Raw genomic sequence first — 26,756 nt, 5'->3', positions numbered from 1 at the left:
TTGCATCGCTCGCTGGCGTTGGATGGCAAGATCCACTTTGCTCACGTGCGAGCGGTCGAGTAAATGCGGTGCCCCATTGGCCTTCTTGATGGGGCACCGCACGGCGTTGTAAGCCCTAATGCATCTGTGCGAACGTGATCCGGATTGGCGCTTTGCCGGCAGGCTCGCCGGTCGCGGAAGAGGTCGCCGACCGGTGGCCTCTTCTTATTTCCGCGTGGAGATTACATATTCGCCAGCGGGGCGACGTCCGGCGGACGCTCTTCGCCACACGGCGACCGTGCTTCCCGATCCATGTCGCGAGGCTTGAGAGCGGCAGGCAGAGCGGGATTAGATCGTACCGATCGCGGCGATGGTCGAGGCCTGCGGGTAATGGATGTTGACCTGTGTTCGGTGACGAGCCGTGCCGTTTGAGGCAGTTTCCGGACAAAGGGTGACGAAACCGAGTGAGGTGTCCATGAGTGTGACCACCAGTTGGCTGATGATGGTCGGAAGCATCGCTCGGGACTTCCTGAGGCGGCAGCACGCTCATGATGAGCTGGTTCTATCGCAGGCGGAAGGCGAAGCCGCCTAGTGTTGGCCGGGGGGCATGATGCGCCAAGCCACGTAGTACGCACCGTCGTCGCACAGTGGCGTACCGCCCGGGCGCTCGGCCATCGTGGCGGTGCCGGAGTAGAGGACGACGGCGCGGGCCGGCGGGGACCCTTTCCGGGCCCCTCGCCGAGAAGGCCCTGGCTGGGGCGAGGGGTAGGGCAGCCCGATGGGCCCCGCGTTGATGACGACTCGGGCGCCTGCGTCACGTGAGACAAGAACGGGACATGCGTATGGTGCGGCGGATGAGTTCCGCCGCACCATAGCTGTCACGCCCGTGTACTGACCAGGTGTCAGGCTCCCGTGTTCGGGGAGCCGTGTCCGCCGGGGATCAGGGAGCCTCGCCCACGCCGGCCGCGCCGCCCGCGTCGACCTCGGCCACGTCCCCGGCGACGACCGCGCCGGAGCCCTTATTCGACTTCCGCAGCCGCCCTTCGATCCAGGAGGCGAAGGTGGTGAGCATAAAGTTCACCGCGATGTAGATCAGGGCGATCACGACCATGGTCGCGATGGTGTTGCTGTAGTTGGCGGAGATCTGCCGGTTCATCGACATCAGGTCGGCGAAGCCCAGGGCCGCGCCGCCGAGCGCCGTGTCCTTGAGGATCACCACGAGCTGGCTCACCAGAGCCGGCAGCATTGCCGTGACGGCCTGTGGGACCAGGACGTTCGCCATGATCTGGCCCTTGCGCATGCCGATCGCCTTGGCCGCGTCGGTCTGGCCCCGCGGCAGCGACTGGATGCCGGCGACGACGATCTCGGCGATGACCGCGGAGTTGTACAGGACCAGGCCGGTGACCACCGCGTACAGCGGCCGCAGGTCGGAGCTGACGGTGCCGAGCATCACGTACAGCGCGGAGCTGAAGAACATCAGCATCAGGACCGGGATGGCGCGGAAGAACTCCACGACAGTTCCGACTGGGACGCGGACCCACGCGTGGTCGGAGAGGCGGGCGATGCCGAGGAGCGCGCCCAGCGGCAGTGCGATCACCATGGCGATCAGGCCGGCCTTGAGGGTCTCGCCGAGGCCCGGCAGCAGGAACGTCGTCCAGATCTGGCTATCGGTGACGAACGGGGCCCACTTGTCGGCCTCGAGCTGGTTCTTCTCCGCCATGAGGGAAAGCGCCCACCACAGGGCCAGCGCGAGGACCACCGCGAAGATGCCGGTGTAGATCCAGTTGCGCGTCCTGGCCTTGGGTCCGGGGGTGTCGTACAGAACGGAGCTCATCGCTTCACCGCCACTCGCTTGGCCACCCAGCCCAGCAGCAGGCCGGTGGGTAGGGTCAGCAGGACGAAGCCGAGAGCGAAGACCGCGAAGACCGCGAAGATCGCGTCCGCCTCGTTCTCCAGCATTTCCTTCATCAGCAGGGCCGCCTCGGCCACACCGATGGTCGCCGCCACCGTGGTGTTCTTGGTGAGGGCGATCAGTACGTTCGTGAGCGGTCCGACGACCGCACGGAAGGCCTGAGGGAGCACGATCAGGGTGAGCACCTGGAAGAAACTCAGCCCCAGCGCGCGTGCGGCCTCGGCCTGTCCCACAGGCACGGTGTTGATGCCCGAGCGGAGTGCCTCGCAGACGAAGGTGCCGGTGTAGGCGATCAGCCCCAGGATCGCGAGGCGGAAGCCGATCTCCTTGGAGGTCCCGCCCGCGAGCGTGATGCCCAGGGTCTGGTCCAGACCCAGCGAACAGCCGAGTACCAAAAGGGTCAGCGGCGTGTTGCGCACGACGTTGACGTACGCGGTGCCGAAGGACCGCATCAGTGGGACCGGGCTGACCCGCATCCCCGCCAAGGCGAGGCCCCAGATCAGTGATCCGGCCGCCGAGTAGAGGGTGAGCTGAACCGTCACCCAGAAGGCTCCGAGCACGTCGTACTGCCCGGAATTAAGAAAGTCGAACACGTTGCCCTGCGCTCTCCCCAGGATGGCCGGTGAGGGGCGCCGCCCGTGACAGGCGGGCAGTGGCGCCCCTCACCGATGAATCAGCTGCCTTCGGTGATCTGCGGGGCCGGTTCGGCCTTGTAGCCGGCGGGGCCGAAGTTCGCGTCCACCGCCTTCTGCCAGGAGCCGTCCTCGACCATCTTCTTGAGCGCGGCGTTGACCTTGGTCTGGAGCTCGGTGTCGCCCTTCTTCAGGCCGATGCCGTAGGGCTCGTCGCTCAGCTTCAGACCGGCCAGCTTGAACTTGCCCTTGTTCTTCTCCTGCGCGGCGTAGCCGGCGAGGATCGAGTCGTCCGTGGTCAGTGCGTCGACGGCCTTGTTCTCCAGGCCGGTCAGGCACTCGGAGTAGCCGGGGTATTCACGCAGGTCGGCGTCAGGAGCCAGCTTGGTCTTGACGTTCTGCGCCGAGGTGGAGCCGGTGACCGAGCAGAGCTTCTTCTTGTTGAGGTCCTCGGCCTTGGTGATCGAGGTGTCGTCGGCGCGGACCAGCAGGTCCTGGTGGGCCTTGAAGTACGGTCCGGCGAAGTCGACCTTCGCCTTGCGCTTGTCGTTGATCGTGTAGGTGGCGACGACCAGCTTCACGTCGCCGTTGGCGATGAGGTTCTCGCGCTCGGCGCTGACGGCCTGCTTGAACTCGATCTGTTCGGGCTTGTAGCCGAGCTCCTTGGCGACGTAGGTCGCCACGTCGACGTCGAAGCCCGTGAACTTGCCGTCGGGGGTCTTGAGGCCCAGGCCCGGCTGGTCGTACTTGATGCCGATGACGATCTTGTCCTTGGAGCCGCCGGACGCGCCGCCGTCACCGCTCGCCTTGTCGCTGCTGCCGCCGCAGGCGGTCGCGGTCAGAGCGAGTACTGCGGCCACGGCCGCGGCCGCACCGGCCTTGAAAACCTTCATGGTGAACTTCCCTCGGATGAGACGTTGTTGGACGACGAGCGACACGCGTGCTCTGAGCCGCCAGGGGATCACTACCAGACAAGACCGTCAGTGGTGCAGGATCTTCGAAAGGAAGTCCTTCGCGCGGTCACTGCGCGGGTTGCTGAAGAACTGCTCGGGGGCGGCCTCTTCGACGATCTTTCCGTCGGCCATGAAGACGACCCGATTGGCCGCAGACCGGGCGAAGCCCATCTCGTGCGTGACGACGACCATCGTCATGCCCTCCCGGGCGAGCTGCTGCATGACCTCCAGCACCTCGTTGATCATTTCCGGGTCGAGCGCCGAGGTCGGCTCGTCGAACAGCATCACCTTCGGCTCCATGGCCAGCGCGCGGGCGATCGCCACGCGCTGCTGCTGGCCGCCGGAGAGCTGCGCCGGGTACTTGTCGGCCTGCGAGCCGACGCCCACCCGGTCCAGCAGCGCCTTCGCCTTCTCCAGCGCGGCCGGCTCGTCCGTCTTGCGGACCTTGAGCTGGCCCAGCATGACGTTCTGGAGCACCGTCTTGTGCGCGAAGAGGTTGAACGACTGGAAGACCATGCCGACATCGGCACGCAGCTCGGCCAGCTTCTTGCCCTCCGACGGCAGTTCCTTGCCGTCGAGGGTGATGGTGCCCGAGTCGATCGTCTCCAGGCGGTTGATGGTCCGGCACAGCGTGGACTTGCCCGATCCCGAGGGACCGATCACCACGACGACCTCACCGCGGGCAATGCTCAGATCGATGTCCTGAAGCACGTGCAGCGCGCCGAAGTGCTTGTTGACGTTGCTCAGTACGACCAGGTCGTCCGCGGCCCCGGCCGCATCCTGCACGTCCTTGGTCACTGATACTCCGCTCATCGGCAACTTGCTCCGTCCTCCTCGGTTGGGAGGACAGTAGTGACGTGGCGCGCACACCGTCATCACATCTGAGGGAGAATTGAGCATAACGAAACGGCCTCGCTCCGATACGCTCCGTGCGCACCACGCGACCCGGGCCGGTTTGCCCGTACCGGGTGCATAACGGAAGACGCGCCGGACCGGAACCCCCCTTGACGTGGGCCTCTCCATCGGCATGGATGCAGGGTGGCCCTGACCGCGGGCCCTGATCGGAAGAAAACAGGAACGGGGGACGCAATGAGACTGCTGCTCGTCGAGGACGACGACCACGTCGCCGCCGCCCTGTCCGCGATCCTCGCCCGGCACGGCTTCCAGGTGACCCACGCCCGCAGCGGCGAGGAGGCCCTGCAGGCCCTGCTGCCCGCCGGAGCGCCGCCCTTCGGCGTCGTCCTCCTGGACCTCGGCCTGCCCGACCAGGACGGCTACGAGGTGTGCGGCAAGATCCGCAAGCGCACCGCGACGCCCGTCATCATGGTGACCGCGCGCGCCGACGTCCGCTCCCGCATCCACGGCCTCAACATGGGCGCCGACGACTACGTCGTCAAGCCCTACGACACCGGTGAACTCCTCGCACGCATCCACGCCGTCGCCCGGCGCACCGGCGCCTCCGAGGAGGCCGCCGCCACCGGGACGGGCGCCCTCGACGTGGTCCGGCTCGGTCCGGTCAGCATCGAGCTGCCCACCCGGCGGGTCAGCGTGGACGGCACCGACGTACCGCTCACCCGCAAGGAGTTCGACCTGCTGGCCCTGCTCGCGCAGCGCCCCGGGGTCGTCTTCCGCCGCGAGCAGATCATCAGCGAGGTGTGGCGCACCAGCTGGGAGGGGACCGGGCGGACCCTCGAGGTCCACGTCGCCTCGCTGCGCTCCAAGCTGCGCATGCCCGCCCTCATCGAGACCGTCCGCGGGGTGGGCTACCGGCTCGTCGCCCCGGCCGCCTCCTAGCGGGGCCCCGTCGTGCGCGCACGCCTGCTCCCGCTGCTCGTCGTCCTGATGGCGGGCGTGCTGCTCGCCCTCGGCTTCCCGCTCGCCGTGAGCCTGGCCGCCGGGCAGCAGCAGCGCGTGGTCGTCGACCGGATCGACGACAGCGCCCGCTTCGCCGCCCTCGCCCAGTTCGTCATCGACGCCGAGGGCTCCGGGTCCACCGGCGCCACCGACCGGCGCGACACCCTCCAACTCGAACTCGCCCGCTACCAGGAGCTCTACGGCATCCGCGTCGGCATCTTCTACCGCGACGACAACGCCATGGTCCGGGCCCCCGGCTGGTGGCAGCTCCCGGAGGAGGGCGAGGGCCGCCTCGCCTTCGAGGAGGCCCTCGCCGGGCGGCGCAGCCACGACCCCGCCCAGGTGTGGCCCTGGCAGACCCACGGCAAACTCCTCGTCGCCTCCCCGGTCGTCCTCGACGGCGACGTCGTCGCGGTCGTCGTCACCGAGTCGCCCACCGAGCAGATGCGGGCCCGGATCCTGAGCGGCTGGCTGCTGATCGTCGCCGGGCTCGCCGCGGCCATGCTGGTGGCCTTCGGCGCCGCCCTGCGGCTCACCAGCTGGGTGCTCAAGCCCGTCCGGACCCTGGACGCGGCCGCCCACGGCATCGCCACCGGGCGGATGAACTCCCGGGTCGCAGCGGCCGGCGGGCCCCCGGAACTCCAACGCCTGGCGCACTCGTTCAACGAGATGGCCGACAACGTGGAAGAGGTCCTGGAGCAGCAGCGGGCGTTCGTCGCCGACGCCTCCCACCAGCTGCGCAACCCGCTCGCGGCGCTGCTCCTGCGGATCGAGCTGCTCGCCCTCGAACTGCCCGAGGGCAACGAGGAGATCGCCTCCGTGCGGACCGAGGGCAAGCGCCTGACCCAGGTCCTCGACGACCTGCTGGACCTGGCGCTGGCCGAGCACACCTCCGCCGAGCTCAGCCTGACCGACATCGCGGCGCTGACCGCCGAACGGGTGACCGCCTGGCGTCCGTATGCCGAGGAGAAGGGCGTCCGGCTCACCGAGACGGGCCGGGCCGCCGTCACGGGCTGGACCGACCCCATCGCCCTGTCCAGCGCGCTCGACGCCGTCATCGACAACGCCCTCAAGTTCACCCCTGAGGGGGAACAGGTCGAGGTGTCCGTCGCCGCGGCCGGGCCCTTCGTGCACGTCGTCGTCGCCGACCGCGGTCCCGGCCTGACCGACGACGAGCTGCTGCGCGTCGGCGACCGGTTCTGGCGCAGCGGCCGCCACCAGAACATCAAGGGCTCCGGGCTCGGCCTGTCGATCTCCCGGGCCCTGCTCGCCGCGGGCGGCGGGTCCCTCTCGTACGAGACGAACCCACCGCACGGGCTGCGGGTGACGGTGGCCGTGCCGCGCAGCGATCCGCACACGCCCTGACGCCGCCGCGGCCGGCTCCCGGGCCCGGTCGGCTCAGATCCAGACGAGGGTCGTGCCGGCCGGGGCGGAGGCCGCGTACAGCTCGTCCACGGCCCGGACCTCGAAGGCGGCCGCCCGCTCCCGGCCGGCGCGGGTGACGGCCGGGAGGTGGAGGGCCGTGCCGCAGGTGCCGCCGAGGAAGCGGCGGGCGCCGTCCGGGAGCAGGCGGTACAGCTCGTAGTGGCGGACCGGCCCGGCTGCCCGGCGCCAGGACAGTCGCACGGAGGCCTTGCCGTCCTGCTGGGTCTGGGCGTCCACGGTCAGCGCACTCGGAGACGCCGGGCGCCGCCGCGCGGTGTCGTCGCGTACCGACAGGGCGCCGAGCCGCCACGCCACCGCCGTGCTCCCGCGGGCCGTGATCCGTACGGCCAGCCCGTACGCCGTCCGGCCCGCCAGGGACGAGAGCCCGACCCGGGAGGTGCGCCAGCCGCCCCGGCCGGAGCCCTGGACCTGCGTCTTCAGCCAGGTGTACGGGACCGGCTCGCCCGGAGCGGCCGGCTCGCGCGTGGCCACGCCCACCTCGACGGTGAGCACGCCCGCCTCCGTGGCGTGCACCAGCTCCAGCACGGTGGAGCCGGTCAGCGGCAGCCGGGTCGCGTGCAGCCCGATCGCGGCCGGGGCGGTGAGTCTGCCCGCCACGAGGAGGCTGGAGCCGCCGCGCCAGGCCTTCGCGAAGTCCAGCGTGACGCTCGGGCGCGGACCGGCGCTCTGCACGGCCCAGCGGCGGCCCGGGAGCCGGTCCTGGAGTGCGAGGTGGTTCCAGGGGGCGTCGGAGGTGACCTTTCCGTCCTCGTACCAGCGCTCCCCGTGCCCGGTGTTGAAGGCGCAGGCGAAGGGCAGCGCGGCGACGGTCGACCGGTCCGCGACGGCCGTGGCGGGCGCCCGCCAGGTGCCCTCGGGCGCGGGGTGCGCCGGGTCCAGGGACTCGCCCGTCCAGAACCGGTCGTCGGCGCGGTGGAAGGCGCCGGGGGAGCGGTCGGTGAGGTGGTTGCGGGTCCACTCGGGCCGGTAGAAGCCGATGCTGACGACGTGGTCGCGGTCGCGCGGGACGATCGCATCCCAAGGGACGGTGGAATTCCAGCCGTTGGACTCCATGTCGAGCGCCGCCCACAGCTCGTGGCGGGAGCGGCCCAGCCGGTCGGCGAGCGCGCCGGAGGCGGCCAGGGTCTGCTGCGTCCAGCGGAAGTCGACGAACATCGTGTCCGCGACCCGGCCCGCCCGGTCCTCGAAGAACTCCTGGTTGAGCGGGTTGAGCGCACCCTGCCAGCCGACCCGGCCGGTGCTGTTCATGGCGTCGTACCAGGTGATCCGCAGGCCGTACGGGGCGCCGGCCGCCCGCAGGGCGCGCAGGAACTCCCGCATCCGGGCGGCGAGCGCGCTGTCCCCGCCGTCGGTCTCGGCGTTCACGAACCAGCCGTCGAACCCGTACGTCCGCGCCACCTCGACGAGCTTCTCCGCGATCGGGAACCGGCCGAGGGCGTCCCGCTGCACCAGGTCCCGCGTCCACCGGAGGTCGCCGCCGTAGGCGACGGGCGGCAGGAAGACGGTGCCCAGCACCGGGACGCCGTTGCGGTGGGCCGCGTCGACCACGGGCGCGTTCGGGGCGAGGACGATGCCCTCGCCGGAGGAGCCGCCCCAGAACACCAGCTCGTCGAGGTAAGCCCAGTGCGTCAACGCGTAGTGGTCGGCGGTAGCGGAGCCCTGGGAGGGGTTCTGGGCGGTGGGCCCGAAGGAGACGAGGGAGGAGATCCGCGCCTGGCCGCTGCGGGCGCCCGCGTTGGGCGGCACCGGGGTGAAGCGGGACGCGAGCGGCACGGTCGCGGTGTTGTACGCGAGGTCCGGGTCGGACTCGGGGGTCCACTGCTTCAGCGAGCGCCAGGTGATGCCCGGGCCGGGGGCGCCCTGGGGCAGCGAGTCGGGGAACCAGTAGGAGGCGTACGGGGCCAGGTCGGCCGGGGGCGGAGTGGCGCCGGCCCGGGTGCCCCGGGCGGTCGCTGCGGCCTGCGCCGTGGTGGCCGAGCCGGTCGCGCCGAGCAGCGCGGCGGCGCCTGCCCCGGCCCCGGCGGCGAGCAGCCCGCGCCGGGTCGGCGGGGCTGTCCGGGCCGAACGCATCGGAGGTGCCGTACGGAGGGAACGGGCGGTGCGAGGGTCGGCGCCGTTGCCGGTCTCGGACATGCGGGGCTCCTCGGTGACGGGTGACGGGTGACGCTGATCGTCAGGTGACGTCGTGCACGCGCAGCACCTCGGTGATGCCGCGCGCGGACAGATGGGCGGGATCCCCGGCGAGCTCCGCCAGGACCACCGCAGGGCGGACCCCCTGGGCCGTCAGCGCGGCCCAGGCCTCGAAGAAGGCCCCGCCCGGGGCGCACACCGACCGCCTCGGCGCGGCCTCCGCCCCGCCGACGTCCACGGCCAGCGCCGTGGACCGGACGGCCGGGCGGTGCTCCCGCCCCCGCCACTGCGCGGCGATCCGGGCGACGGCGGCGCCGGCCGGCTTGGCCTTGCGGTCGTTGGTGAGCAGGCCGAGCCCGTACTCCAGTTCCGGGAAGTCCGCGAGCTCCCTGGACACGTCGTGCGAGCACCACCAGGTCACGCCCCACAGGTCCGGGCAGTCCAGCACGTTCGCCACGGTCGCCTCCGTGAAGGCGGCCGCGTGCTCCGCCGGGATCAGCGGCGCGGGCGCCCCGACCTCCTGGAGCCACACCGGCCGGTGCGGATCGAGCGCCCAGGCCTTCGACAGCTCGACGAGGTACGCGGCGTGGTGCTCGGTCGCCGTCCCGGTCCGGCCGTGGCGCTGCGCGGTGCCGTTGAACACCCACGAGTGCACGGCCGTGGCCGCGCCCAGCCGGGCCGCCTGCGCGACCGTGAAGGGGTGCCCGTCCTGGTACCAGGCGGCGTCGTACTCGGCGTGCAGGTGGAACCGGCCCGGGGCGCCCTTCTCGCAGGCCGCGAGCATCCGCTCCAGCCAGCGGCCCGCCTGCTCGCGGGTGATCCGGTCCGGGTCCGGATGCGGGGCGTCGGAGAACTGGTTGATCTCGTTGCCGACGGTCATGCCGAGGAAGTTGGGCCGGTCGGCGAGGGCGGCGGCCAGCGTGCGCAGGTACTCCTCCTGCCCGGCGACGACGTCCGGGTCGGTGAAGATGTTGCGCCGGTGCCAGGTCCCGGTCCACGCGGGCAGGAAGTCGAAGCTCGACAAGTGCCCTTGCAGGCCGTCCACGTTGACGTCGAGCCCGCGTTCGGCGGCCGCGTCGGCGAGCGCGACGAGCTGTTCGACGGCGCGCGGCCGGACGAGCGTCCGGTTCGGCTGGAACACCGGCCACAGCGGGAAGACCCGTACGTGGTCCAGGCCGAGCGCGGCGACCGAGTCGAGGTCGGCCCTGACCTCGTCGAGGTCGAAATCGAGCCAGTGGTGGAACCAGCCGCGGGACGGGGTGTAGTTGGCGCCGAAACGGAGCGGACGGGGGGCGGATTCGTCGTGCACAAGGCGTCCTGGAGTTCTCGGAAATACGCCGGGTGAGCACAACCTGCCGCGTGCCACGGGTTAAGTCAACAGGGCCTCAGGGACGGGAACTTATGCGCTTCAGTCCCGTTGACAGAAGGGCTCCGGGCCTCCCAAGCTGATCGAGCTAATGCGCTTTAGTTCTGACGGGTTTACTTCTGACACAGGAAAGCGTGCGGAAATGGACAGCGGGATTTCGGTCACCGACGTCGCCATCCCGGCCCTCTTCACCGGTTCTGCGCAATGCCCTGCGCAGGTGGTCCGCATGCGGATCCGCAGAGGGCGTCCGGCCGGCCCGCTGTACGTCGCCGTGCACGGCCCCGGAGTCACCACCCCGCACCCGCGCATCCTGCGCGCCGACACCGCCGACGCCCGGGACAACGCCGACGCCCGGGACGCCGCCGGCGCCGGGACCGGCCCGGCGGTGGAGTCCACCGTCGAGGTCGCCGTCCGCACCGGCGGCGCCGCTCCGGGGGCCGTCATGCCCGCCACCGCCCGCGTCGCCACCCCCGACGGGCGGCCGCTCGCCGAGCTCCCGTTGGCCTGGCCGTCGCCGAGCCGGGCTGGACCGTCCGCCTCGTCCCGCACTTCCGGCCGGACCGTCGGGATCCTGGTCAGGGGGGCGCCCGGCTTCGCCGTCGACACCGAGGGCCGGCTGCACGCCGGCCTGATGCGCTCCTGCACGGGCCGACCCGCCGGGGAGTGGATGGACCCGCCGCGGCGCACGGCCCCGGACGGCAGCTCCTTCCAGCTCCAGCACTGGACCCACGTCTTCGAGCACGCCCTGGTCGCGGGAGCCGGGGACTGGCGGGAGACCGATCTGGTCCGCCAGGGCCGGGAGTTCGACAAGCCGCTGACCGCCCTCACCGCCGCGCCGGAGGCCGGCCCGCAGCCGCCCGCCCGTTCGCTGCTCGGCGTCGAACCCGCCGACCGGGTCCTGGTCGAGGCGGTCAAGCGCGCCGCCGGCGGCTCGGGCGCTCTGGCGGTCCGGCTGCACGAGACGCACGGCCGCCCGACGCGGGTCCGGCTGCACTGGCCCGCGCCGCCCGCCGCCGAGGCCGATCTGCTGGACCGCCCGCTCGGCCCGTTCCCCGGCGGCATCGACGGCGCGGCGACGACGACCGTGCTGCTGCCCGCCGCGTCGGGCATGCCGCTGCGGAGCGGCGAACGCGAGCCGCACCAGCCGGTGTTCAGCCGGTACTGGCTGCACAACACGGGGACGGCGCCGCTGGGCGACGCCCCGTACGCGGTGACGTGCACGGGTGTACCGGCCGAAGCCGTGGTGACGGTCGCGGCGCACGGCGAAGGCGCCGGCGGCCCGGTCGGGCTGGAGGTCCGCGCCCCCGAGGGCTGGCAGCCCTCCTGGACCCGGTGCACGGTCGAACTGCCGCCCGGCGGCTACGAGCGGCTCCCGCTGACGGTGATCCCCGCGGCCGGCGCCCGGCCCGGCACCCACCTGTTCCGCGTCCTCGCGAGCACCCCGGCGGGGGAGTTCGAGGACGTCCTCGCCGTCGACGTGCCCGGCGCCCCGGACGCCCCGGCCGCGCTGTGGGTGGAAGCGCCCGATCCCGAGGTGGAGGTGGCCCCCGGCGGGCGGGCCCTCGTACGGGCCCGGATCGGCAGCACCGGGATCCGGAGCCGGCTGACGGGCCGGGCGTACGCCGTCTCCCCGTACGGGACCTGGCAGTTCACCGGTCCCGCAGGACAGCCGTGCACGTACCGGCGGACCGTCCGGCGGAGGTGGAGTTCGAGCTGCGGCCGCCGCCGGGAGCCGTGCCGGGCACGTACTGGATGCTGGTCAAGGCCGCCTGCCAGGGCAGGATCGCGTACGGTCCCGCCATCGCCGTCCGCGTGTCCGGCGTGCCCGACGTACCCCAGGGATGAGGAAGAGGCAGGCAGGCCATGGCCCGCAGACCCACCATCAAGGACATCGCCCGGCGGGCCGGGGTGTCCGAGAGCGCCGTGTCCTTCGCGCTCAACGACCGGCCCGGCGTGTCCCAGGACACCCGCGCCCGCATCCGCAGGGTCGCCGAGGAACTCGGCTGGCAGCCCAACAGCGCCGCCCGCGCCCTGTCCGGCGAACGCTCCGGCGCGGTCGGACTGGTACTCGCCCGGCCCGCGCAGACACTCGGCGTCGAGTCCTTCTTCCTCCAACTGGTCTCCGGCATCCAGGAGGTGCTGTCCGCAGGCCGGGTCGCCCTGCTCTTCCAGGTCGTGGACGGCATCGACGCCGAGTGCGCCGTCTACCGCCGCTGGTGGGCCGAGCGACGCGTGGACGGGGTCCTCGTCGTCGACCCGCGTACGGACGACCCGCGCCCGGAACTCCTCGCGCGGCTCGGGCTCCCGGCGGTCATGATCGGCGGAACGGGCGGGACCGGGCCCCTGCCCTCGGTGTGCGCCGACGGGACCGGGGCCGGCCCGCTGTCCTCCGTCTGGGCCGACGACGCCCGGGCCATGGCCCAGGTCCTGGACCACCTGTACGGGCTGGGCCACCGCCGGATCACCCACATCGCCGGGCTGCCCGGCCTCGCCCACACCGCCCGCCGGATGGCCTCGCTGCGCGCGGAGGCCGAGGCGCGCGGGCTCGGCCCGCAGCACGTGCGCTCGGTGGTCACCGACTACTCCGACGCCGAGGGGGCGGCCGCCACCCGCCGGGTCCTCGCCGAGCCCGAACCGCCGACCGCGCTCGTCTACGACAACGACGTGATGGCGGTGGCCGGCATTGCCGTCGCCGCCGAGCTGGGGATCGCGGTCCCCGGCCGGATCTCCATGGTCGCCTGGGACGACTCCGCGCTGTGCCGGGTCACCCACCCCCGGCTCACCGCCCTCGTACGCGACACCGCCGGCTTCGGCCGGCTCGCCGCCGAGGAGCTCCTCGCCGTGCTCGCCGGGGGCCCGCCGCGGGCCCGCGAGAGCGAGCAGCCTCGGCTGGAGCCCCGGGAGAGTACGGCTCCGCCGCCGGCCGCATACTGAACCCGACCCCTTCCTGGAGCCGCTGCCGTGACGAGTCCCCACCCCGCCTTCCCCGCACCGCGGGCCACCGCCTCGGCCACCGGCCTGACGGTCGCGATCGACATCGGCGGTACGAAGATCGCCGGAGCCCTGGTGCACCCCGACGGCACGATGACGGCCACCACCCGCCGTCCGACCCCGCGGGGCGCGGACGGCGACGCGGTCTTCGCCGCCGTCGCCGAGGTCGTCGCCGAGCTCGCGGGCTCCCCGCTCTGGTCCTCCGCGGTCCGCTGCGGGATCGGCAGCGCGGGCCCCGTGGACGCCTCCCGCGGCACGGTGAGCCCGGTCAACATCGGGGCGTGGCGGGAGTTCCCGGTCCTGGCCCGGGTGGAAGCCGAACTGGCCCGGCACGGCGCGGCCCTCCCCACCGTGCTCGCCGGCGACGGGCCGGCGATGACCGCCGCCGAGCACTGGCTGGGCGCGGCCCGGGGACACGCGAACGCCCTGTGCATGGTCGTCTCCACCGGGGTGGGCGGCGGGCTGATCCTGAACAACCAGCTCCACCCCGGCCCCACGGGCAACGCGGGCCACATCGGCCACATCAGCGTCGCCTTCGACGGTGAGCCGTGCGTCTGCGGCGGCCACGGCTGCGTGGAGTCCATCGCCTCGGGCACCGCCATCGCCCGGTGGGCCAAGGCCCAGGGCTGGACCCCGGCGAGCCCGGACGGGGACGCCACCGCAGCAGGTGTGGCCGTGGCCGCCGAGGCCGGGGACCCCGTCGCCGTGGCCGCCTTCGACCGCGCGGGCCGCGCCCTGGCCGCCGCCATCGCGGCCACCGCGACCCTCGTCGAAACGGACATCGCGGTCATCGGCGGGGGTGTGGCCACCTCGGGCGACACCCTCTTCGCACCGATCCGCGCCCACCTGGCCGACTACGCCACGCTCTCGTTCGTGCAGGCCCTGCAGGTGGTCCCGGCGGCCCTGGGCACCCACGCCGGACTGATCGGCGCGGCTGCGGCGGCGCTGATGCTGCTGCCCGCCGCGTGAGCGTCCCTCCGGCGCGCCTTCCTACGGCTTGACCGAGCGGTAGTACCGCTGGGCCCCTTCGTGCAGGTCCAGCGGGTCCGTGTAGATCGCCGTGCGCAGGTCCACCAGCTGCGCCGCGTGCACCTCGTGCCCGATGCGGTCGCGGCTGAGGATCACCGTCCGCGTGAACTGCTCGGTCAGCTGCGGGTCGGTCTCCTCGGTGGTGACCAGCAGGTTCGGTACGGCCAGGGTCGCCACCGCCGAGGTGTTCCGAGCCCGGGTGTACGCGTCCTGGGGCATCACCGCCGCCCGGTAGTACCGCGCCGGGCTCCCGCTCGCCTGGAGCGACTCCACCAGGTCGCCGAGCTGTACGAGCCGGATCTCGAACCGGTCCGACAGCTCGCGCACGGCGTTGGTCGGCAGGCCGCCGGACCAGAAGAACGCGTCGATCCGACCGGCCTCCAGCTCCGCCGGCATGGTGTCGATGCCGATGGACACCGGGGTGATGTCCCGCGCCGGGTCCAGCTTGGCCGCCGTCAGCAGCCGCTCCGAGACCAGCCGCACCCCGGATCCCGGCTGGCCGATCGCGACCCGCTTGCCCTTCAGGTCCCGCGCCGACTGCACCGTCGAGCCGGCCGGCACCACGAGCTGCACGTAGTCGTCGTACAGCCGCGCGACGCCGCGCAGCCGGTCCGCGCCGGGCTTGCCGTCGGCCCGGTACTTGGAGACCGCGTCGGCCGTGGCGATGGTGAAATCGGCCTCGCCGGAGGCCAGCCGCTGGAGGTTCTCCTGCGAGCCCTGGCTGGTCTCCAGCTGCACCTTCATCTCGGGCATGTCCTGGGCGAGCGCCTGCTCCAGCAGCTGGCCGTAGCGGTGGTAGACCCCGGTACGGACACCCGTGCTGATGCTCAGCCCGCCCTTCAGCTCCGGCTCGCCGAAGGGCTTCAGCCACCAGGTGAGCAGCGCGAGCACCGCGAGTACGGCCACCAGCCCCCACAGGGCGGTGCGCCTGCGGATGCGGGGCGGTACGTGAGCCATGGCCGCGATCCTGCCACCGACCCGCCGCCCTGTCACGGCCGGCCCGGTCCTGCGCCCCCGGAGCCGGGGGCCGGTGCGGCCCCCGGGGCGAACCTGGTCCGCAGCTGGTCCAGCAGCTTGCGCGCCGCCGGGCCCGCCGGGCCGTCCGCGGGCCAGGCCAGGGCGACCCGGCCGTGCAGCGCCGGCTCGGTGATGCGCAGCGCGACCAGCCCCTGCGCGACCCCCGACTCCGCCCCGGCCGGCACCACCGCCACCCCCAGCCCCCGCGCGGCGAGCCGTACCAGCACTGCGGGAGCCGCCGCCTCGAAGTCCACCCGCGGCGCGAACCCGGCCTCCGCACAGGCCCGCTCCAGCACCCCGCGCAGCCCGGTGCCGCGCGGCAGGCCGATCAGCGCCCGCCCGCGCAGGGCCGCCAACGGAATCCCGCCGTCCGTGCTGTCCCGTACGAGGGGGTCGTCGGACCGGACCGCCGCCACCAGCGGTTCGTCGATCACCACCTGTACGGAGATCCCGGCCGGCGGCTCCCCGCCCAGCCCGACCACGGCCAGGTCCAGCCCGCCCTGCCGGAGCGCGGCCAGCATCCGCTCCGAGGTGTCCTCGGCCAGCGCGATCTCCACCTGGGGGTGCGCGTCGTGGAAGTCGCCCAGCACACCGACCACGTCGGAGCCGCCCACCACGGCCCCGGCCGCCCCCGGGACCAGCCCGATCGACACGCGCCCCCGCAGCAGGCCGCGGACCTCGTCCGCCGTCCGCCGGATCCCCTCGACCGCCGCCAGCGCGGCCCGCGCGTACGAGAGCACCGCCTCGCCCGCCTCCGTCGGGGTCACCCGCCGCCCCGACCGGTCCAGCAGCCGCAGTCCCAGCTCCCGTTCCAGCTGCCCGATCTGTGCGCTCACCCCCGGCTGGGACACGTGCAGGCGGGCCCCGGCCCGGGTGAACCCGCCCTCCTCGACCACCGCCACGAAATACCGCAGCTGCCCCAGCTCCATAACCGCGGATTCTAGATCGGAGAAGAACCTGCTCTTGGACTTATGGCCACCGGCCCGCCCACCCTGAACCCATGACCGACATCGCCGCGGCCACCGCCGCCGAACGCCGCGAACTGGCCGACGTACTCGACACCCTCACGCCCGATCAGTGGGACGCCCCGAGCCTCTGCGCGGGCTGGCGGGTCCGCGAGGTCGCCGCGCACATGTCGATGGGCTTCCGCTACTCCCTGCCCCGGTTCGCCGCCGAGTTCGCCAAGGCCCGCGGCAGCCTGCACCGCATGACCGACCGCACCGCCCGCCGCGACTCCGCCGCCTTCACCCCGCACGAGCTGTCGGGCCTGCTGCGCGAGAACGCCGCCCACCCGTGGAAGCCCCCGGCGGGCGGGCCCACCGCCGGTCTCGCGCACGACGTGGTCCACGGCCTCGACATCACCGTCGCCCTCGGCCACCCGCGTCGCGTCCCCGAGGACCGGGTGCGCCCCCTGCTGTCCGCGGTCACCCCGCGCGGCCTGCGGTTCTTCGGGGTCGACCTGACCGGCATCCGGCTGTGCGCCGACGACCTCGACTGGTCCCACGGCAGCGGAACCCCCGTCCACGGCGCAGCCCAGGACCTGCTGCTCGTCCTCTTCGGGCGGCGCCTGCCCGCGGGCCGGCTGCACGGGGGGCCGGAGGGGTTCCGGGTACCGCCTACCCTTGTTGCATGACCAGCAGCAGCGACCGGAGCACGGCAGTGGACGTCAAGGGAACATACGAGGTGCGCACCTACGGGTGCCAGATGAACGTGCACGACTCCGAGCGGCTGTCCGGTCTGCTGGAGGGCGCGGGCTACACGCGCGCGCCCGAGGGCTCCGACGGCGACGCCGACGTCGTGGTGTTCAACACCTGCGCCGTCCGCGAGAACGCCGACAACAAGCTGTACGGCAACCTCGGCCGGCTCGCCCCGATGAAGACCAAGCGCCCCGGCATGCAGATCGCCGTCGGCGGCTGCCTCGCGCAGAAGGACCGCGACACCATCGTCAAGCGGGCGCCCTGGGTCGACGTGGTCTTCGGCACGCACAACATCGGCAAGCTGCCCGTCCTGCTGGAGCGCGCCCGCATCCAGGAGGAGGCGCAGGTCGAGATCGCCGAGTCGCTGGAGGCGTTCCCCTCCACGCTGCCGACCCGCCGCGAGTCCGCGTACGCCGCCTGGGTCTCGATCTCCGTCGGCTGCAACAACACCTGCACCTTCTGCATCGTCCCGGCCCTGCGCGGCAAGGAGGAGGACCGACGGCCCGGCGACATCCTCGCCGAGGTGGAGGCCCTGGTCGCCGAGGGCGTTTCCGAGATCACCCTGCTCGGGCAGAACGTGAACGCGTACGGGTCCGACCTGGGCGACCGCGAGGCCTTCTCGAAGCTGCTGCGCGCCTGCGGCCAGATCGAGGGCCTGGAGCGGGTCCGCTTCACCTCCCCGCACCCGCGCGACTTCACGGACGACGTGATCGCGGCGATGGCCGAGACCCCGAACGTGATGCCGCAGCTCCACATGCCGATGCAGTCCGGATCGGACACGATCCTCCGCGCGATGCGCCGCTCGTACCGCCAGGAGCGGTTCCTCGGGATCATCGAGAAGGTCCGCGCCGCCATCCCGCACGCCGCGATCTCCACCGACATCATCGTGGGCTTCCCCGGTGAGACGGAGGAGGACTTCGAGCAGACGATGCACGCCGTGCGCGAGGCCCGCTTCGCGAACGCGTTCACCTTCCAGTACTCCAAGCGCCCCGGCACCCCCGCCGCGGACATGGACGGGCAGATCCCCAAGGAAGTCGTCCAGGAGCGGTACATGCGCCTGGTCGCCCTCCAGGAGGAGATCTCCTGGGAGGAGAACAAGAAGCAGGTCGGCCGCACGCTGGAGGTCATGGTCGCCGAGGGCGAGGGTCGCAAGGACGGCGCGACGCACCGCCTGTCCGGGCGGGCCCCCGACAACCGCCTGGTGCACTTCACGAAGCCGGAGGCGGAGGTCCGTCCCGGTGACGTGGTGACCGTCGACATCACGTACGCGGCCCCCCACCACCTCCTGGCGGAGGGCCCGACGCAGTCGGTGCGGCGCACTCGGGCGGGTGACGCCTGGGAGAAGCGCAATGCGGCCCCGGCGCAGCCCCAGGGCGTCATGCTGGGCATCCCCACCCTGGGCGTCCCGGCCCCCCTCCCGGTGGCCACCTCGGGCTGTGCCGTGCCGACGTCTTCCTGACGGCCCGCACTTCAGCCCTGTCGGCGTTCGAGGCGGGGGCGGAGCCTCCGCATCCGCGCCGCCACGGCGCCACGCGGGGCCCCGGGCCGGGCCCGCGGGGGAGGAGTGGCCCGGCGGGGCCACACGGGAGGCCGCGCGGGACTAGGCTGCGGATCATGCTCGTTGCCGCCGCCGTCTGCCCCGCCCCGCCGCTCCTCGTGCCCGAGGTCGCCGCGGGGGCCGCCGCCGAACTCGGCGACGCCCGTACCGCCTGCTCCGACGCGCTCGCGGTGCTCGCCGCCTCCCGCCCGGACCTCCTGGTCGTCGTCGGAGCCGCCGACCAGGACCACCGCGGCGCCTACCCGCAGGGCGCCCGCGGCAACTTCCGCGGATTCGGGGTCGAGGCCGACGTACGACTCGGGGACGGGGAGGAGGGGCCGCGCCTGCTGCCGCCGTCCCTCGCCGTCGGCGCCTGGCTGCTCGGCCGCGCCGGCTGGGGCTCGGCGCCCGTGGAGGGCCTCGGGGTCGCGGAACCGCTCGAGACCGCCCGGTGCCTGGAGGCCGGCCGGGGGCTCGCCGCACGCGAAGAGCGCGTCGCGCTCCTCGTCATGGGCGACGGCAGCGCCTGCCGCACCCTGAAGGCCCCCGGCTACCTCGACGACCGCGCCGCCGCCTTCGACGCCGCCGCTGCCCGCGCGCTGGGCGCCGCCGACGTGGCCGCGCTCGCCGACCTCGACGCCGAGCTCGCGTCCGAGCTCAAGGCCGCCGGCCGGGCCCCCTGGCAGGTGCTGGCCGGCGCCGCCGAGGGCGCGGGCCTCGACGGGCGGCTGCTGTACGAGGACGCCCCGTACGGGGTCGGCTACTTCGTCGCCGCCTGGTCCTGACCGGGAGGAACGAGGAAGGGGCGCGGGTTCGGTCGAACCCGCGCCCCTTCCGCTGACCGCGTCAGGAAGACGCCGGCGGCGTCGGCCCGCCGGGGGCGTCCTTGTGCGCGATCTTGCCCAGGGCGTCCTTCGCCTTGCTCGTGCCGGTCTCGATCTTGCCGTGGTACTTGCCCTTGGTCTTGGAGTCCACGGCCTGCGCCATCTTGTCGAGGTTGTGGCCGATCTTGCCCTCGTGCTGCTGTGCGAGGTCGCCGACCTTTTCCTTCGCCGGTGCGAGCTTGGCCTTCAGCGTGTCCAGCAGGCCCATGGGTCACCTTCCAGTGGCGGTGTCTACGTACGGGCGCTCTCGCCGGCCTCGCTGTCCGCGGCGGCGTCCGCCGACTGCTGCTTCGGAATCTCCACGGCTTCCGCCGCAGGAGCATCCGTCGCGGCCGGCTCGGCTTCGGTCTCGCCGACCGCAGCCTCGGACTCCGTCGTCACGTCCTCCGACGCGACCTCTGCGGTCGCATCTTCGCCCTTACGACGAAAAAACCGATCAAAAACGCCCATGTCTACTCCTATAACGTTACTCGTGCGGGTGAAGTTCCGCCCTGTACGGCCCGGCCTCCGCCGGGCGTACGCCGGGCGGAACCTCGCCAGGGCAACGACCTCGCCAACACCCCGTCACGTCACTCGATCGGGTACATGGCAGTGCCTTGACCGGGGGCTGCGAGACTGGTGCGGTGAGGAATGCAGCCCCCGCCCCGCGGGTCATCGCCGTCGTCGGTCCCACCGCGGCCGGAAAGTCCGATCTGGGCGTAGCCCTGGCCCGCCATTTCGACGGCGAAGTCGTCAACGCCGACTCCATGCAGCTGTACCGGGGGATGGACATCGGCACCGCCAAGCTGACGACCGAGGAGCGCGGCGGCGTCCCGCACCACCTCCTCGACATCTGGGACGTCACCGAGACCGCGAGCGTCGCCGAGTACCAGCGCCTGGCCCGCGCCGAGATCGACAAGCTGCTCGCCCAGGGCCGTACGCCGGTCCTCGTCGGCGGATCGGGCCTGTACGTCCGCGGCGCCCTCGACGCCATGGAGTTCCCCGGCACCGACCCCGAGGTCCGGGCCCGGCTGGAGGCGGAGGTCACGCTGCGCGGCCCCGGCGCCCTGCACGCCCGCCTCGCCGCCGCCGACCCGGCCGCCGCCCAGGCGATCCTGCCGAGCAACGGCCGCCGCATCGTCCGCGCCCTGGAGGTCATCGAGATCACCGGGAAGCCGTTCACCGCCAACCTGCCCGGCCACGAGTCGGTCTACGAGACCGTGCAGATCGGCGTCGACGTGGCCCGGCCGGAGCTCGACGAGCGGATCGCCCTGCGCGTGGACCGGATGTGGGAGGCCGGGCTGGTCGACGAGGTGCGCGCGCTGGAGGCCCGGGGCCTGCGCGACGGAGTCACCGCATCCAGGGCGCTCGGCTACCAGCAGGTGCTGGCCGCCCTCGCCGGCGGGTGCACCGAGGACGAGGCCCGGGCCGAGACCGTCCGCGCCACCAAGCGGTTCGCCCGGCGGCAGGACTCCTGGTTCCGCCGGGACCCCCGCGTGCACTGGCTCAGCGGCGCCGTCGCCGACCGCGGGGAACTCGTCGGACTCGCGCAGTCGTTGGTCGAACGAGCGGTTACAGCCTGATCACGTGATGGCATCGGGACGCCCCGCGCGCCCGTTCGGGGGCCTGGGCCGTGCCATCATCAAATTCCGCAGGTGCGGTCACCGGCGGTGAACGACGGCGTGCGAAGTCCGAGTGGGGAGGGCGCGTGGCAATGGAGGCCGGCCCTCGCGACACCGGGCAGGACGGGACGAGACGGGAAGCGGACCCGACGATTCTCGGGCACCTCCCAGCAGTGGCTGGGGGAGAGCCGCCCGAGCCCGACGGCCTCGGGCTGCCCGCAGACCCGGCACGGCTGACCCCCGACGGCCCGGACGCACCGGACACCGCCGAGGCGGAGGCCGCCGCCGGTCCCGAGTTCGAGGTCGAGCTGCGCCCGCAGCGCCGGCTGCGCATCTGGCAGATCGCCCCCATCGTGATGCTGGCCGCCGCCGGCTCCCTGATGTTCGCCTTCCCGCTCGCCTTCGAGTTCGGCGACGGCGGAGCCGTGGTCGCCATGCTCGGCTTCCTCATCAGCTCCTGCGCCGGCGGCTGGGGCATGATGGCCGCGCGCCGCGTCGGCTACACCTGGCCCGGGCTCCCGCCCCGGGGCAGCGGCCGCCGCCCCGACTGGCGCATGGCCGGGCTGTACGCCCTGGTCGCGCTGGCACTCGTGGCGCTGGCCGTGTACCGGGTCGCGCGGCTGCGATAGCCGCCGTCGGGCTGCGGCTCCCGTAGGTGCCGCCGACCTGCCCGAACGCCCCGCTCGGTACCATGGGCGGGTGACGCAGACGAGCCTCTCCTTCCTCAAGGGCCACGGCACCGAGAACGACTTCGTGATCGTCCCGGATCCGGACAACGCCGTCGAGCTGCCCGCGACCGCCGTCGCGAAGCTCTGCGACCGGCGCGCCGGGATCGGCGCGGACGGCGTACTGCACGTCGTCCGGTCTGCCGCGCACCCCGAGGCGGCGCACCTGGCCGACGAGGCCGAGTGGTTCATGGACTACCGCAACAGCGACGGCTCCGTCGCCGAAATGTGCGGCAACGGCGTCCGCGTCTTCGCCCGCTACCTCCAGTACGCCGGCCACGTCGAGCCCGGCGACCTCGCCGTCGCCACCCGCGGCGGCGTCAAGCGGGTGCACCTCGACAAGAGCGGCGACGTGACGGTCTCCATGGGCCGAGCCGTCCTCCCCGAGGAGCAGGTCACCGTGACGGTCGGCGAGCACGCCTGGCCCGCCCGCAACGTCAACATGGGGAACCCGCACGCCGTCGCCTTCGTTGACAGCCTGGACCACGCCGGAAAGCTGCTCGACCCGCCCCCGTTCAGCCCCGCCGAGGTCTACCCGACGGGTGTCAACGTGGAGTTCGTCGTCGACCGCGGCCCCCGGCACGTCGCCATGCGCGTCCACGAGCGCGGCTCCGGCGAGACCCGCTCCTGCGGCACCGGCGCCTGCGCCGTCGCCGTGGCCGCCATCCGCCGCGACGGCGCCGACCCGGCCGTCACCGGCGAGCCCGTCACGTACACCGTCGACCTCCCCGGCGGTACCCTCGTCATCGCCGAACACCCCGACGGGCAGGTCGACATGACCGGACCGGCCGTGATCGTGGCCGCGGGCGAGTTCGACGCGGCCTGGCTCACCGAAACGGCTTTCGGCTGAAGCTTCCCTCTAATGGGTGATCCGTTTCACGCTGAGCGAGAGGCGGACTGCGCCACGTGGTGGGGTCGGTAGCATCAGGCACCGGCCCTGAGGGCTCACCCCATGCCCACCACCGCCGGTCGAAGCCGCCGGAGGTGCCCATGAGTGCAGAGGCCACGAACCCCGAAGCACGACCCGAAGCGCGCCCCGAACTCCGCAGACGGGGCCGGACCCGCCTTGACCTGCGACGACTCGGGCGCGCTGCCCTTCTCGGGCCCACGTCCCGAGACCGGCTCCCCGATGCCATCGGCCACGTCGCCGAGGCGCACCGCGCCCACCACCCGGACGCGGACCTGTCCGTCCTGCGCCGCGCGTACGTGCTCGCGGAGTCCTCGCACCGCGGCCAGATGCGGAAAAGCGGTGAGCCGTACATCACACACCCGCTCGCCGTCACCCTGATCCTGGCCGAACTCGGCGCCGAGACCACCACCTTGACGGCCTCTCTGCTCCACGACACCGTCGAGGACACCGAGGTGACCCTCGATCAGGTCCGCGCCGAATTCGGCGACGAGGTCTGCTTCATCGTCGACGGCGTCACCAAGGTCGAGAAGATCGACTACGGGGCTGCCGCCGAACCCGAGACCTTCCGCAAGATGCTCGTCGCCACCGGCAACGACGTCCGCGTCATGTCCATCAAACTCGCCGACCGGCTGCACAACATGCGCACCCTCGGCGTGATGCGCCCCGAGAAACAGGCGCGCATCGCCAAGGTCACCCGCGACGTCCTCATCCCCCTCGCCGAACGCCTCGGCGTCCAGGCCCTCAAGACGGAGCTGGAAGACCTCGTCTTCGCGATCCTGCACCCCGAGGAGTACGAGCACACCCGCGCGCTCATCGCGGCCCACGCCGGGGAACGCGACCCGCTGCCCGCCATCGCCGACTCCGTCAAGGCCGTCCTGCGCGACGCCGGCATCGCCGCCGAGGTGCAGGTCCGGCCGCGGCACTTCGTCTCCGTGCACCGGATCGCCCTGGGGCGCGGCGAACTGCGCGGCTCCGACTTCGGCCGCATCCTCGTGCTCGTCGGCGAGAACGCCGACTGCTACGCCGTGCTGGGCGAGCTGCACACCTGCTTCACCCCGGTCGTCTCGGAGTTCAAGGACTTCATCGCCGCCCCGAAGTTCAACCTCTACCAGTCGCTGCACACCGCCGTCGCCACGCCCGAGGGGCACGTCGCCGAAGTCATCGTCCGCACCCGCCAGATGCACCGCGTCGCCGAGGCCGGCGTGGTCGCCCTCGGCAATCCGTACGCCCACATCGCCGCGGAGGCCCCCGCGCCGGCGGAGGCCGGCTCCGGCTCCCCGGCCGACAGCGCCGACTGCGACGAGGAGCGCGTCGACCCGACCCGGCCCGGCTGGCTGTCGCGCCTCCTCGACTGGCAGCAGTCCGCGCCCGACCCCGACACCTTCTGGAGCGTGCTGCGCGCCGAGCTGGCGCAGGACCGGGAGATCACCGTGTTCCGCGCCGACGGCGGTGCCCCCGGCACGATCAGCCTGCCGGCCGGGGCCAGCTGTATCGACGCCGCCTACGCGCAGTACGGCGAGGCGGCCCACGGCTGTATCGGCGCCCGGGTCAACGGGCGCCTCACCTCCCTGGCCTCCCGGCTGTCCGACGGGGACACCGTCCAGCTGCTGCTCGCCCAGGACGCCTCCTCGGGCCCCGCCGCGGACTGGCTGGAGCACGCCAAGACCCCGGCGGCCCGGATCGCCATCAGCAGCTGGCTCCAGGCGCATCCCGACTCGGTGAAACCCACCACCGCGCCCGCCCGGGCACCGCTGTCCGTGGTCGGCGCCCGGGGCGGCGGCGGCAACGCGGTCGCCGACCTGCCGGACGCCACCGTACGGCTGGCCGGCTGCTGCACGCCGGTGCCGCCGGACGCCGTCGCCGGGTTCGTCGTACGGGGCGGGGCCGTCACCGTCCACCGGATCCACTGCGCGGCGGTGGCCCAGATGCGTGCGCTGGGGCGGACCTCCGTCGCCGTGCACTGGCGGGCCACGGCGGACTGCCGGGTCACGCTGCTCGCCGAATCGTTCGGCCGCCCGCACCTGCTGGCCGACCTGACCGAGGCCATCGCCCGCCAAGGGGTCGAGGTGGTCTCCGCGACCGTGGAACCGCCCGTCGAGCAGCGCGTCCGGCACACGTACACCCTGCAACTGCCCGATGCGACCGGCCTGCCGGCCCTGATGCGGGCGATGCGGGACGTACCCGGCGTCTACGACGTGCGCCGAGCCTAGGCCGGACCGGGGGAGAGCGGCCCGGACCGAGGCCGAGCGGGGCCCCGGACCGGGGCCGAGACAGGCTCGGACCGGGGTCGTGCCTAGGGGGTGTCGTCAAAGTCTCGTCTGGCCGGCGGGGCCCGGCACGCGCGCTCGCCGCGTTGTCGTCGGTCGACGACGCGAGCGTCGCCTCCCTCCTCCGCCTTGCGATCACACGCACCAGACCCCGCCGGCCCCGCCCTCACGGGCGGACGACGCTACTTTGACGACACCCCCTAGGCCGGGGCGTCGCCGGAAGGTCCCGTTCGGGTGGAACCGTCGCGCGTCGTGCCCGGGCGGGCGGCGGGCGCTGGTAAGCGGTGGGGGATGCAGCTCTCCTCCCCGCGCCTGCGCGCCGCCCTGCTCGCCGCGGCCTCCCTCACCCTCGTCGCCGCCGTGCTGCCCCCGCCGAAGCCGCTGGGCATCGGCGACACGCTGTTCCCCGAGCTCGGGAACCCCGGGTACGACGTCCTCTCGTACGACCTGTCCTTCACGTACAAGGACAACAAGAGCCCGCTCGACGCGGTCACCGTCATCGACGCCCGCGCCCTCGAGCCGCTGGAGCGGATCAACCTGGACTTCACCCACGGAACGGTGGCGTCCGCCGAGGTCAACGGCGAGCCGGCGCAGTTCGAGAGCGCCGGGGAGGACCTCGTGCTCACCCCGGCGAGCCCCGTCGCGGCCAACGTGCCGCTGCACATCGCGATCCGGCACACCAGCGATCCGCGCGGCATCGCCGACGGGGGCTGGGTGCCCACCGACGACGGCCTGGCCATGGCCAACCAGGCCGACGCCGCCCACCGGGTCTTCCCGTGCAACGACCACCCGGCGGACAAGGCGTACTTCACCTTCCGGATCACCGCCCCCGCCGGTCTCACCGCCGTCGCCAACGGCGTGCCCGGCGCGCTCCCGGCCCCCCGGGCCGCAGGCCCGACCACCTGGACGTACCGGACCCTGCACCCGATGGCCACCGAACTCGCGCAGGTCTCCATCGGCGACTCCGCTGTGGTGGCGGGCACCGGTCCGCACGGGCTGCCACTGCGCCACGTGGTCCCCGCCGCGGACCGGCAGCGGCTGGAGCCCTGGCTGAAGAAGACCGCAGGGCACGTCGAGTGGATGGAGCAGCGCGTCGGCCGCTACCCCTTCGAGAACTACGGCGTACTGATCGCCCGGGCGAAGACCGGATTCGAGCTGGAGACGCAGACCCTCTCGCTCTTCGAGAACGGCCTGTTCTCGGGAGCCGGCTACCCCGAGTGGTACGTGGAGGCCGTGATGGTCCACGAGCTCGCCCACCAGTGGTTCGGCGACAGCGTCACCCCGCGGACCTGGTCCGACCTGTGGCTCAACGAGGGGCACGCCACCTGGTACGAGGCCCTGTACGCGGACGGCCTCGGCAAGTACTCCCTGGAGCGGCGCATGCGCGAGGCGTACCAGCGCTCCGACCAGTGGCGGGCGGCCGGCGGGCCCCCGGCCGCGCCGAAGCCCGCCGCCGCCGGAGAGAAGATCGGGCTGTTCCGGCCGGTGGTCTACGACGGGGCCGCGCTGGTGCTGTACGCCCTGCGGCAGGAGATCGGCGCGAAGGCCTTCGACCGGCTGGAGCGGCGCTGGGTGGCGGAGCACCGGGACGGGACCGCCGGCACCGACGACTTCGTACGCCTCGCCTCGGACGTGGCCGGACGGGACCTGGAGGCCTTCCTGAAGCCGTGGCTGTACGGGAAGACGACCCCGGCGATGCCCGGCCACCCGGAGTGGGGCGGCCCGAAAAGCGTGTGACCGGCGGGGAACGGGCATGTCACCATCGACAGGGCCGCACGCCAGGGGGAATCTCCCGGCGATGTGACACGTTGGACGTGACAGTGTGA

General features: G+C 72.9%; 23 protein-coding genes and 1 pseudogene. 13 read left to right on the top strand and 11 right to left on the bottom strand.

From position 1 onward, the window contains the following. Positions 1 to 327: 327 nt before the first annotated feature. The 5 genes from ACZ49B_RS12210 to ACZ49B_RS12190 form a co-directional block, all read right to left on the bottom strand. On the bottom strand, positions 328 to 495 hold the full coding sequence (locus tag ACZ49B_RS12210) for a hypothetical protein (RefSeq protein ID WP_468303910.1): 168 nt from the start codon (positions 493 to 495) through the stop codon (positions 328 to 330). A gap of 424 nt (positions 496 to 919) precedes the next feature. Then, complete coding sequence (locus ACZ49B_RS12205) at positions 920 to 1,813, bottom strand: amino acid ABC transporter permease (RefSeq protein WP_468303908.1); 894 nt, start codon at positions 1,811 to 1,813, stop codon at positions 920 to 922. Then, complete coding sequence (locus ACZ49B_RS12200) at positions 1,810 to 2,484, bottom strand: amino acid ABC transporter permease (protein ID WP_468303906.1); 675 nt, start codon at positions 2,482 to 2,484, stop codon at positions 1,810 to 1,812. Before ACZ49B_RS12200 ends, ACZ49B_RS12205 begins: the two co-directional genes overlap by 4 nt. An 80-nt stretch (positions 2,485 to 2,564) precedes the next feature. Beyond that, positions 2,565 to 3,416, bottom strand: a complete 852-nt coding sequence (locus tag ACZ49B_RS12195; RefSeq protein ID WP_468303904.1) for a glutamate ABC transporter substrate-binding protein — start codon at positions 3,414 to 3,416, stop codon at positions 2,565 to 2,567. 87 nt (positions 3,417 to 3,503) lie between these two features. Then, on the bottom strand, positions 3,504 to 4,289 hold the full coding sequence (locus tag ACZ49B_RS12190; protein ID WP_468303902.1) for an amino acid ABC transporter ATP-binding protein: 786 nt from the start codon (positions 4,287 to 4,289) through the stop codon (positions 3,504 to 3,506). A gap of 276 nt (positions 4,290 to 4,565) precedes the next feature. Between ACZ49B_RS12190 and ACZ49B_RS12185 the strand changes: the two genes are divergently transcribed. Further along, entirely contained in the window at positions 4,566 to 5,270 is a 705-nt protein-coding gene (locus ACZ49B_RS12185; RefSeq protein ID WP_266636142.1) for a response regulator transcription factor, read from the top strand. Between the two features lie 12 nt (positions 5,271 to 5,282). Then, entirely contained in the window at positions 5,283 to 6,695 is a 1,413-nt protein-coding gene (locus ACZ49B_RS12180; RefSeq protein ID WP_468303899.1) for a sensor histidine kinase, read from the top strand. 33 nt (positions 6,696 to 6,728) lie between these two features. Here ACZ49B_RS12180 and ACZ49B_RS12175 read toward each other — a convergent pair whose 3' ends face one another. Further along, on the bottom strand, positions 6,729 to 8,846 hold the full coding sequence (locus ACZ49B_RS12175; protein WP_468303984.1) for an endo-beta-N-acetylglucosaminidase: 2,118 nt from the start codon (positions 8,844 to 8,846) through the stop codon (positions 6,729 to 6,731). A 103-nt stretch (positions 8,847 to 8,949) separates the two neighbouring features. After that, on the bottom strand, positions 8,950 to 10,215 hold the full coding sequence (locus ACZ49B_RS12170) for a glycoside hydrolase 5 family protein (protein ID WP_468303897.1): 1,266 nt from the start codon (positions 10,213 to 10,215) through the stop codon (positions 8,950 to 8,952). 148 nt (positions 10,216 to 10,363) lie between these two features. Here ACZ49B_RS12170 and ACZ49B_RS12165 point away from each other — a divergent pair. From ACZ49B_RS12165 to ACZ49B_RS12155, 3 genes and pseudogenes are all read left to right on the top strand, one after another. Continuing rightward, a pseudogene (locus ACZ49B_RS12165) lies at positions 10,364 to 11,698 on the top strand (NEW3 domain-containing protein); the annotation flags it as partial. 437 nt (positions 11,699 to 12,135) lie between these two features. Beyond that, a complete protein-coding gene (locus ACZ49B_RS12160; RefSeq protein ID WP_468303895.1) occupies positions 12,136 to 13,206 on the top strand; it encodes a LacI family DNA-binding transcriptional regulator in 1,071 nt (356 codons plus the stop codon). Between the two features lie 27 nt (positions 13,207 to 13,233). Further along, positions 13,234 to 14,232 (top strand): ROK family protein, encoded by a 999-nt coding sequence (locus ACZ49B_RS12155; RefSeq protein WP_468303893.1) that lies wholly within the window; start codon positions 13,234 to 13,236, stop codon positions 14,230 to 14,232. Positions 14,233 to 14,253: 21 nt separating this feature from the next. On the opposite strand, the gene ACZ49B_RS12150 is transcribed toward ACZ49B_RS12155, so the two are convergent. Both ACZ49B_RS12150 and ACZ49B_RS12145 read right to left on the bottom strand, forming a co-directional pair. Beyond that, positions 14,254 to 15,249, bottom strand: coding sequence for a TAXI family TRAP transporter solute-binding subunit (locus ACZ49B_RS12150; RefSeq protein WP_468303891.1), 996 nt, complete (start codon positions 15,247 to 15,249; stop codon positions 14,254 to 14,256). 32 nt (positions 15,250 to 15,281) lie between these two features. Further along, a complete protein-coding gene (locus tag ACZ49B_RS12145) occupies positions 15,282 to 16,238 on the bottom strand; it encodes a LysR family transcriptional regulator (protein WP_468303889.1) in 957 nt (318 codons plus the stop codon). Positions 16,239 to 16,309: 71 nt separating this feature from the next. On the opposite strand from ACZ49B_RS12145, the gene ACZ49B_RS12140 reads away from it, so the two are divergent. The 3 genes from ACZ49B_RS12140 (at position 16,310) to ACZ49B_RS12130 (ending at position 19,328) form a co-directional block, all read left to right on the top strand. Then, complete coding sequence (locus ACZ49B_RS12140) at positions 16,310 to 16,942, top strand: maleylpyruvate isomerase family mycothiol-dependent enzyme (protein ID WP_468303887.1); 633 nt, start codon at positions 16,310 to 16,312, stop codon at positions 16,940 to 16,942. Next, complete coding sequence (gene miaB, locus ACZ49B_RS12135; RefSeq protein WP_468303884.1) at positions 16,939 to 18,465, top strand: tRNA (N6-isopentenyl adenosine(37)-C2)-methylthiotransferase MiaB; 1,527 nt, start codon at positions 16,939 to 16,941, stop codon at positions 18,463 to 18,465. The genes ACZ49B_RS12140 and miaB overlap by 4 nt, the downstream gene beginning before the upstream one ends. Positions 18,466 to 18,620: 155 nt before the next feature. Next, complete coding sequence (locus ACZ49B_RS12130; protein ID WP_468303882.1) at positions 18,621 to 19,328, top strand: class III extradiol dioxygenase subunit B-like domain-containing protein; 708 nt, start codon at positions 18,621 to 18,623, stop codon at positions 19,326 to 19,328. 61 nt (positions 19,329 to 19,389) lie between these two features. Here the strand turns inward: ACZ49B_RS12130 and ACZ49B_RS12125 are convergent, their stop codons facing one another. Beyond that, the gene (locus ACZ49B_RS12125; protein ID WP_468303879.1) at positions 19,390 to 19,635 is read right to left on the bottom strand and encodes an antitoxin; all 246 of its coding nucleotides are present in this window, start codon (positions 19,633 to 19,635) and stop codon (positions 19,390 to 19,392) included. 23 nt (positions 19,636 to 19,658) lie between these two features. After that, positions 19,659 to 19,808, bottom strand: coding sequence for a gliding motility protein (locus ACZ49B_RS12120; RefSeq protein WP_468303876.1), 150 nt, complete (start codon positions 19,806 to 19,808; stop codon positions 19,659 to 19,661). A 242-nt stretch (positions 19,809 to 20,050) separates the two neighbouring features. Here ACZ49B_RS12120 and miaA point away from each other — a divergent pair, with 242 nt between their 5' ends. The 5 genes from miaA to ACZ49B_RS12095 all read left to right on the top strand — a co-directional run bounded on the left by miaA (position 20,051) and on the right by ACZ49B_RS12095 (position 26,667). Continuing rightward, on the top strand, positions 20,051 to 20,989 hold the full coding sequence (miaA, locus tag ACZ49B_RS12115) for a tRNA (adenosine(37)-N6)-dimethylallyltransferase MiaA (RefSeq protein WP_468303873.1): 939 nt from the start codon (positions 20,051 to 20,053) through the stop codon (positions 20,987 to 20,989). Between the two features lie 131 nt (positions 20,990 to 21,120). Next, complete coding sequence (locus ACZ49B_RS12110; protein ID WP_468303872.1) at positions 21,121 to 21,657, top strand: hypothetical protein; 537 nt, start codon at positions 21,121 to 21,123, stop codon at positions 21,655 to 21,657. A 70-nt stretch (positions 21,658 to 21,727) separates the two neighbouring features. After that, positions 21,728 to 22,603, top strand: coding sequence for a diaminopimelate epimerase (gene dapF, locus ACZ49B_RS12105; RefSeq protein ID WP_468303869.1), 876 nt, complete (start codon positions 21,728 to 21,730; stop codon positions 22,601 to 22,603). Between the two features lie 140 nt (positions 22,604 to 22,743). Then, complete coding sequence (locus tag ACZ49B_RS12100; protein WP_468303866.1) at positions 22,744 to 24,873, top strand: RelA/SpoT family protein; 2,130 nt, start codon at positions 22,744 to 22,746, stop codon at positions 24,871 to 24,873. Between the two features lie 348 nt (positions 24,874 to 25,221). Further along, positions 25,222 to 26,667, top strand: coding sequence for a M1 family metallopeptidase (locus tag ACZ49B_RS12095; RefSeq protein ID WP_468303863.1), 1,446 nt, complete (start codon positions 25,222 to 25,224; stop codon positions 26,665 to 26,667). The last annotated feature ends 89 nt before the right edge of the window (positions 26,668 to 26,756 follow it).

This window comes from Streptomyces sp. NPDC031132 (assembly GCF_055570595.1).
Note: the sequence above shows the minus strand (reverse complement) of the source record. Positions and strands in the feature narration are given on the sequence as shown.

Coding starts and splice junctions, on each gene's coding strand:
- ACZ49B_RS12210 (WP_468303910.1), bottom strand. CDS start 495: ATGCTTCCGACCATCATCAGCCAACTGGTGGTCACACTCATGGACACC.
- ACZ49B_RS12205 (WP_468303908.1), bottom strand. CDS start 1,813: ATGAGCTCCGTTCTGTACGACACCCCCGGACCCAAGGCCAGGACGCGC.
- ACZ49B_RS12195 (WP_468303904.1), bottom strand. CDS start 3,416: ATGAAGGTTTTCAAGGCCGGTGCGGCCGCGGCCGTGGCCGCAGTACTC.
- ACZ49B_RS12190 (WP_468303902.1), bottom strand. CDS start 4,289: ATGAGCGGAGTATCAGTGACCAAGGACGTGCAGGATGCGGCCGGGGCC.
- ACZ49B_RS12185 (WP_266636142.1), top strand. CDS start 4,566: ATGAGACTGCTGCTCGTCGAGGACGACGACCACGTCGCCGCCGCCCTG.
- ACZ49B_RS12175 (WP_468303984.1), bottom strand. CDS start 8,846: ATGCGTTCGGCCCGGACAGCCCCGCCGACCCGGCGCGGGCTGCTCGCC.
- ACZ49B_RS12160 (WP_468303895.1), top strand. CDS start 12,136: ATGGCCCGCAGACCCACCATCAAGGACATCGCCCGGCGGGCCGGGGTG.
- ACZ49B_RS12150 (WP_468303891.1), bottom strand. CDS start 15,249: ATGGCTCACGTACCGCCCCGCATCCGCAGGCGCACCGCCCTGTGGGGG.
- ACZ49B_RS12145 (WP_468303889.1), bottom strand. CDS start 16,238: ATGGAGCTGGGGCAGCTGCGGTATTTCGTGGCGGTGGTCGAGGAGGGC.
- ACZ49B_RS12140 (WP_468303887.1), top strand. CDS start 16,310: ATGACCGACATCGCCGCGGCCACCGCCGCCGAACGCCGCGAACTGGCC.
- miaB (WP_468303884.1), top strand. CDS start 16,939: ATGACCAGCAGCAGCGACCGGAGCACGGCAGTGGACGTCAAGGGAACA.
- ACZ49B_RS12130 (WP_468303882.1), top strand. CDS start 18,621: ATGCTCGTTGCCGCCGCCGTCTGCCCCGCCCCGCCGCTCCTCGTGCCC.
- ACZ49B_RS12125 (WP_468303879.1), bottom strand. CDS start 19,635: ATGGGCCTGCTGGACACGCTGAAGGCCAAGCTCGCACCGGCGAAGGAA.
- ACZ49B_RS12110 (WP_468303872.1), top strand. CDS start 21,121: ATGGAGGCCGGCCCTCGCGACACCGGGCAGGACGGGACGAGACGGGAA.
- ACZ49B_RS12100 (WP_468303866.1), top strand. CDS start 22,744: ATGAGTGCAGAGGCCACGAACCCCGAAGCACGACCCGAAGCGCGCCCC.
- ACZ49B_RS12095 (WP_468303863.1), top strand. CDS start 25,222: ATGCAGCTCTCCTCCCCGCGCCTGCGCGCCGCCCTGCTCGCCGCGGCC.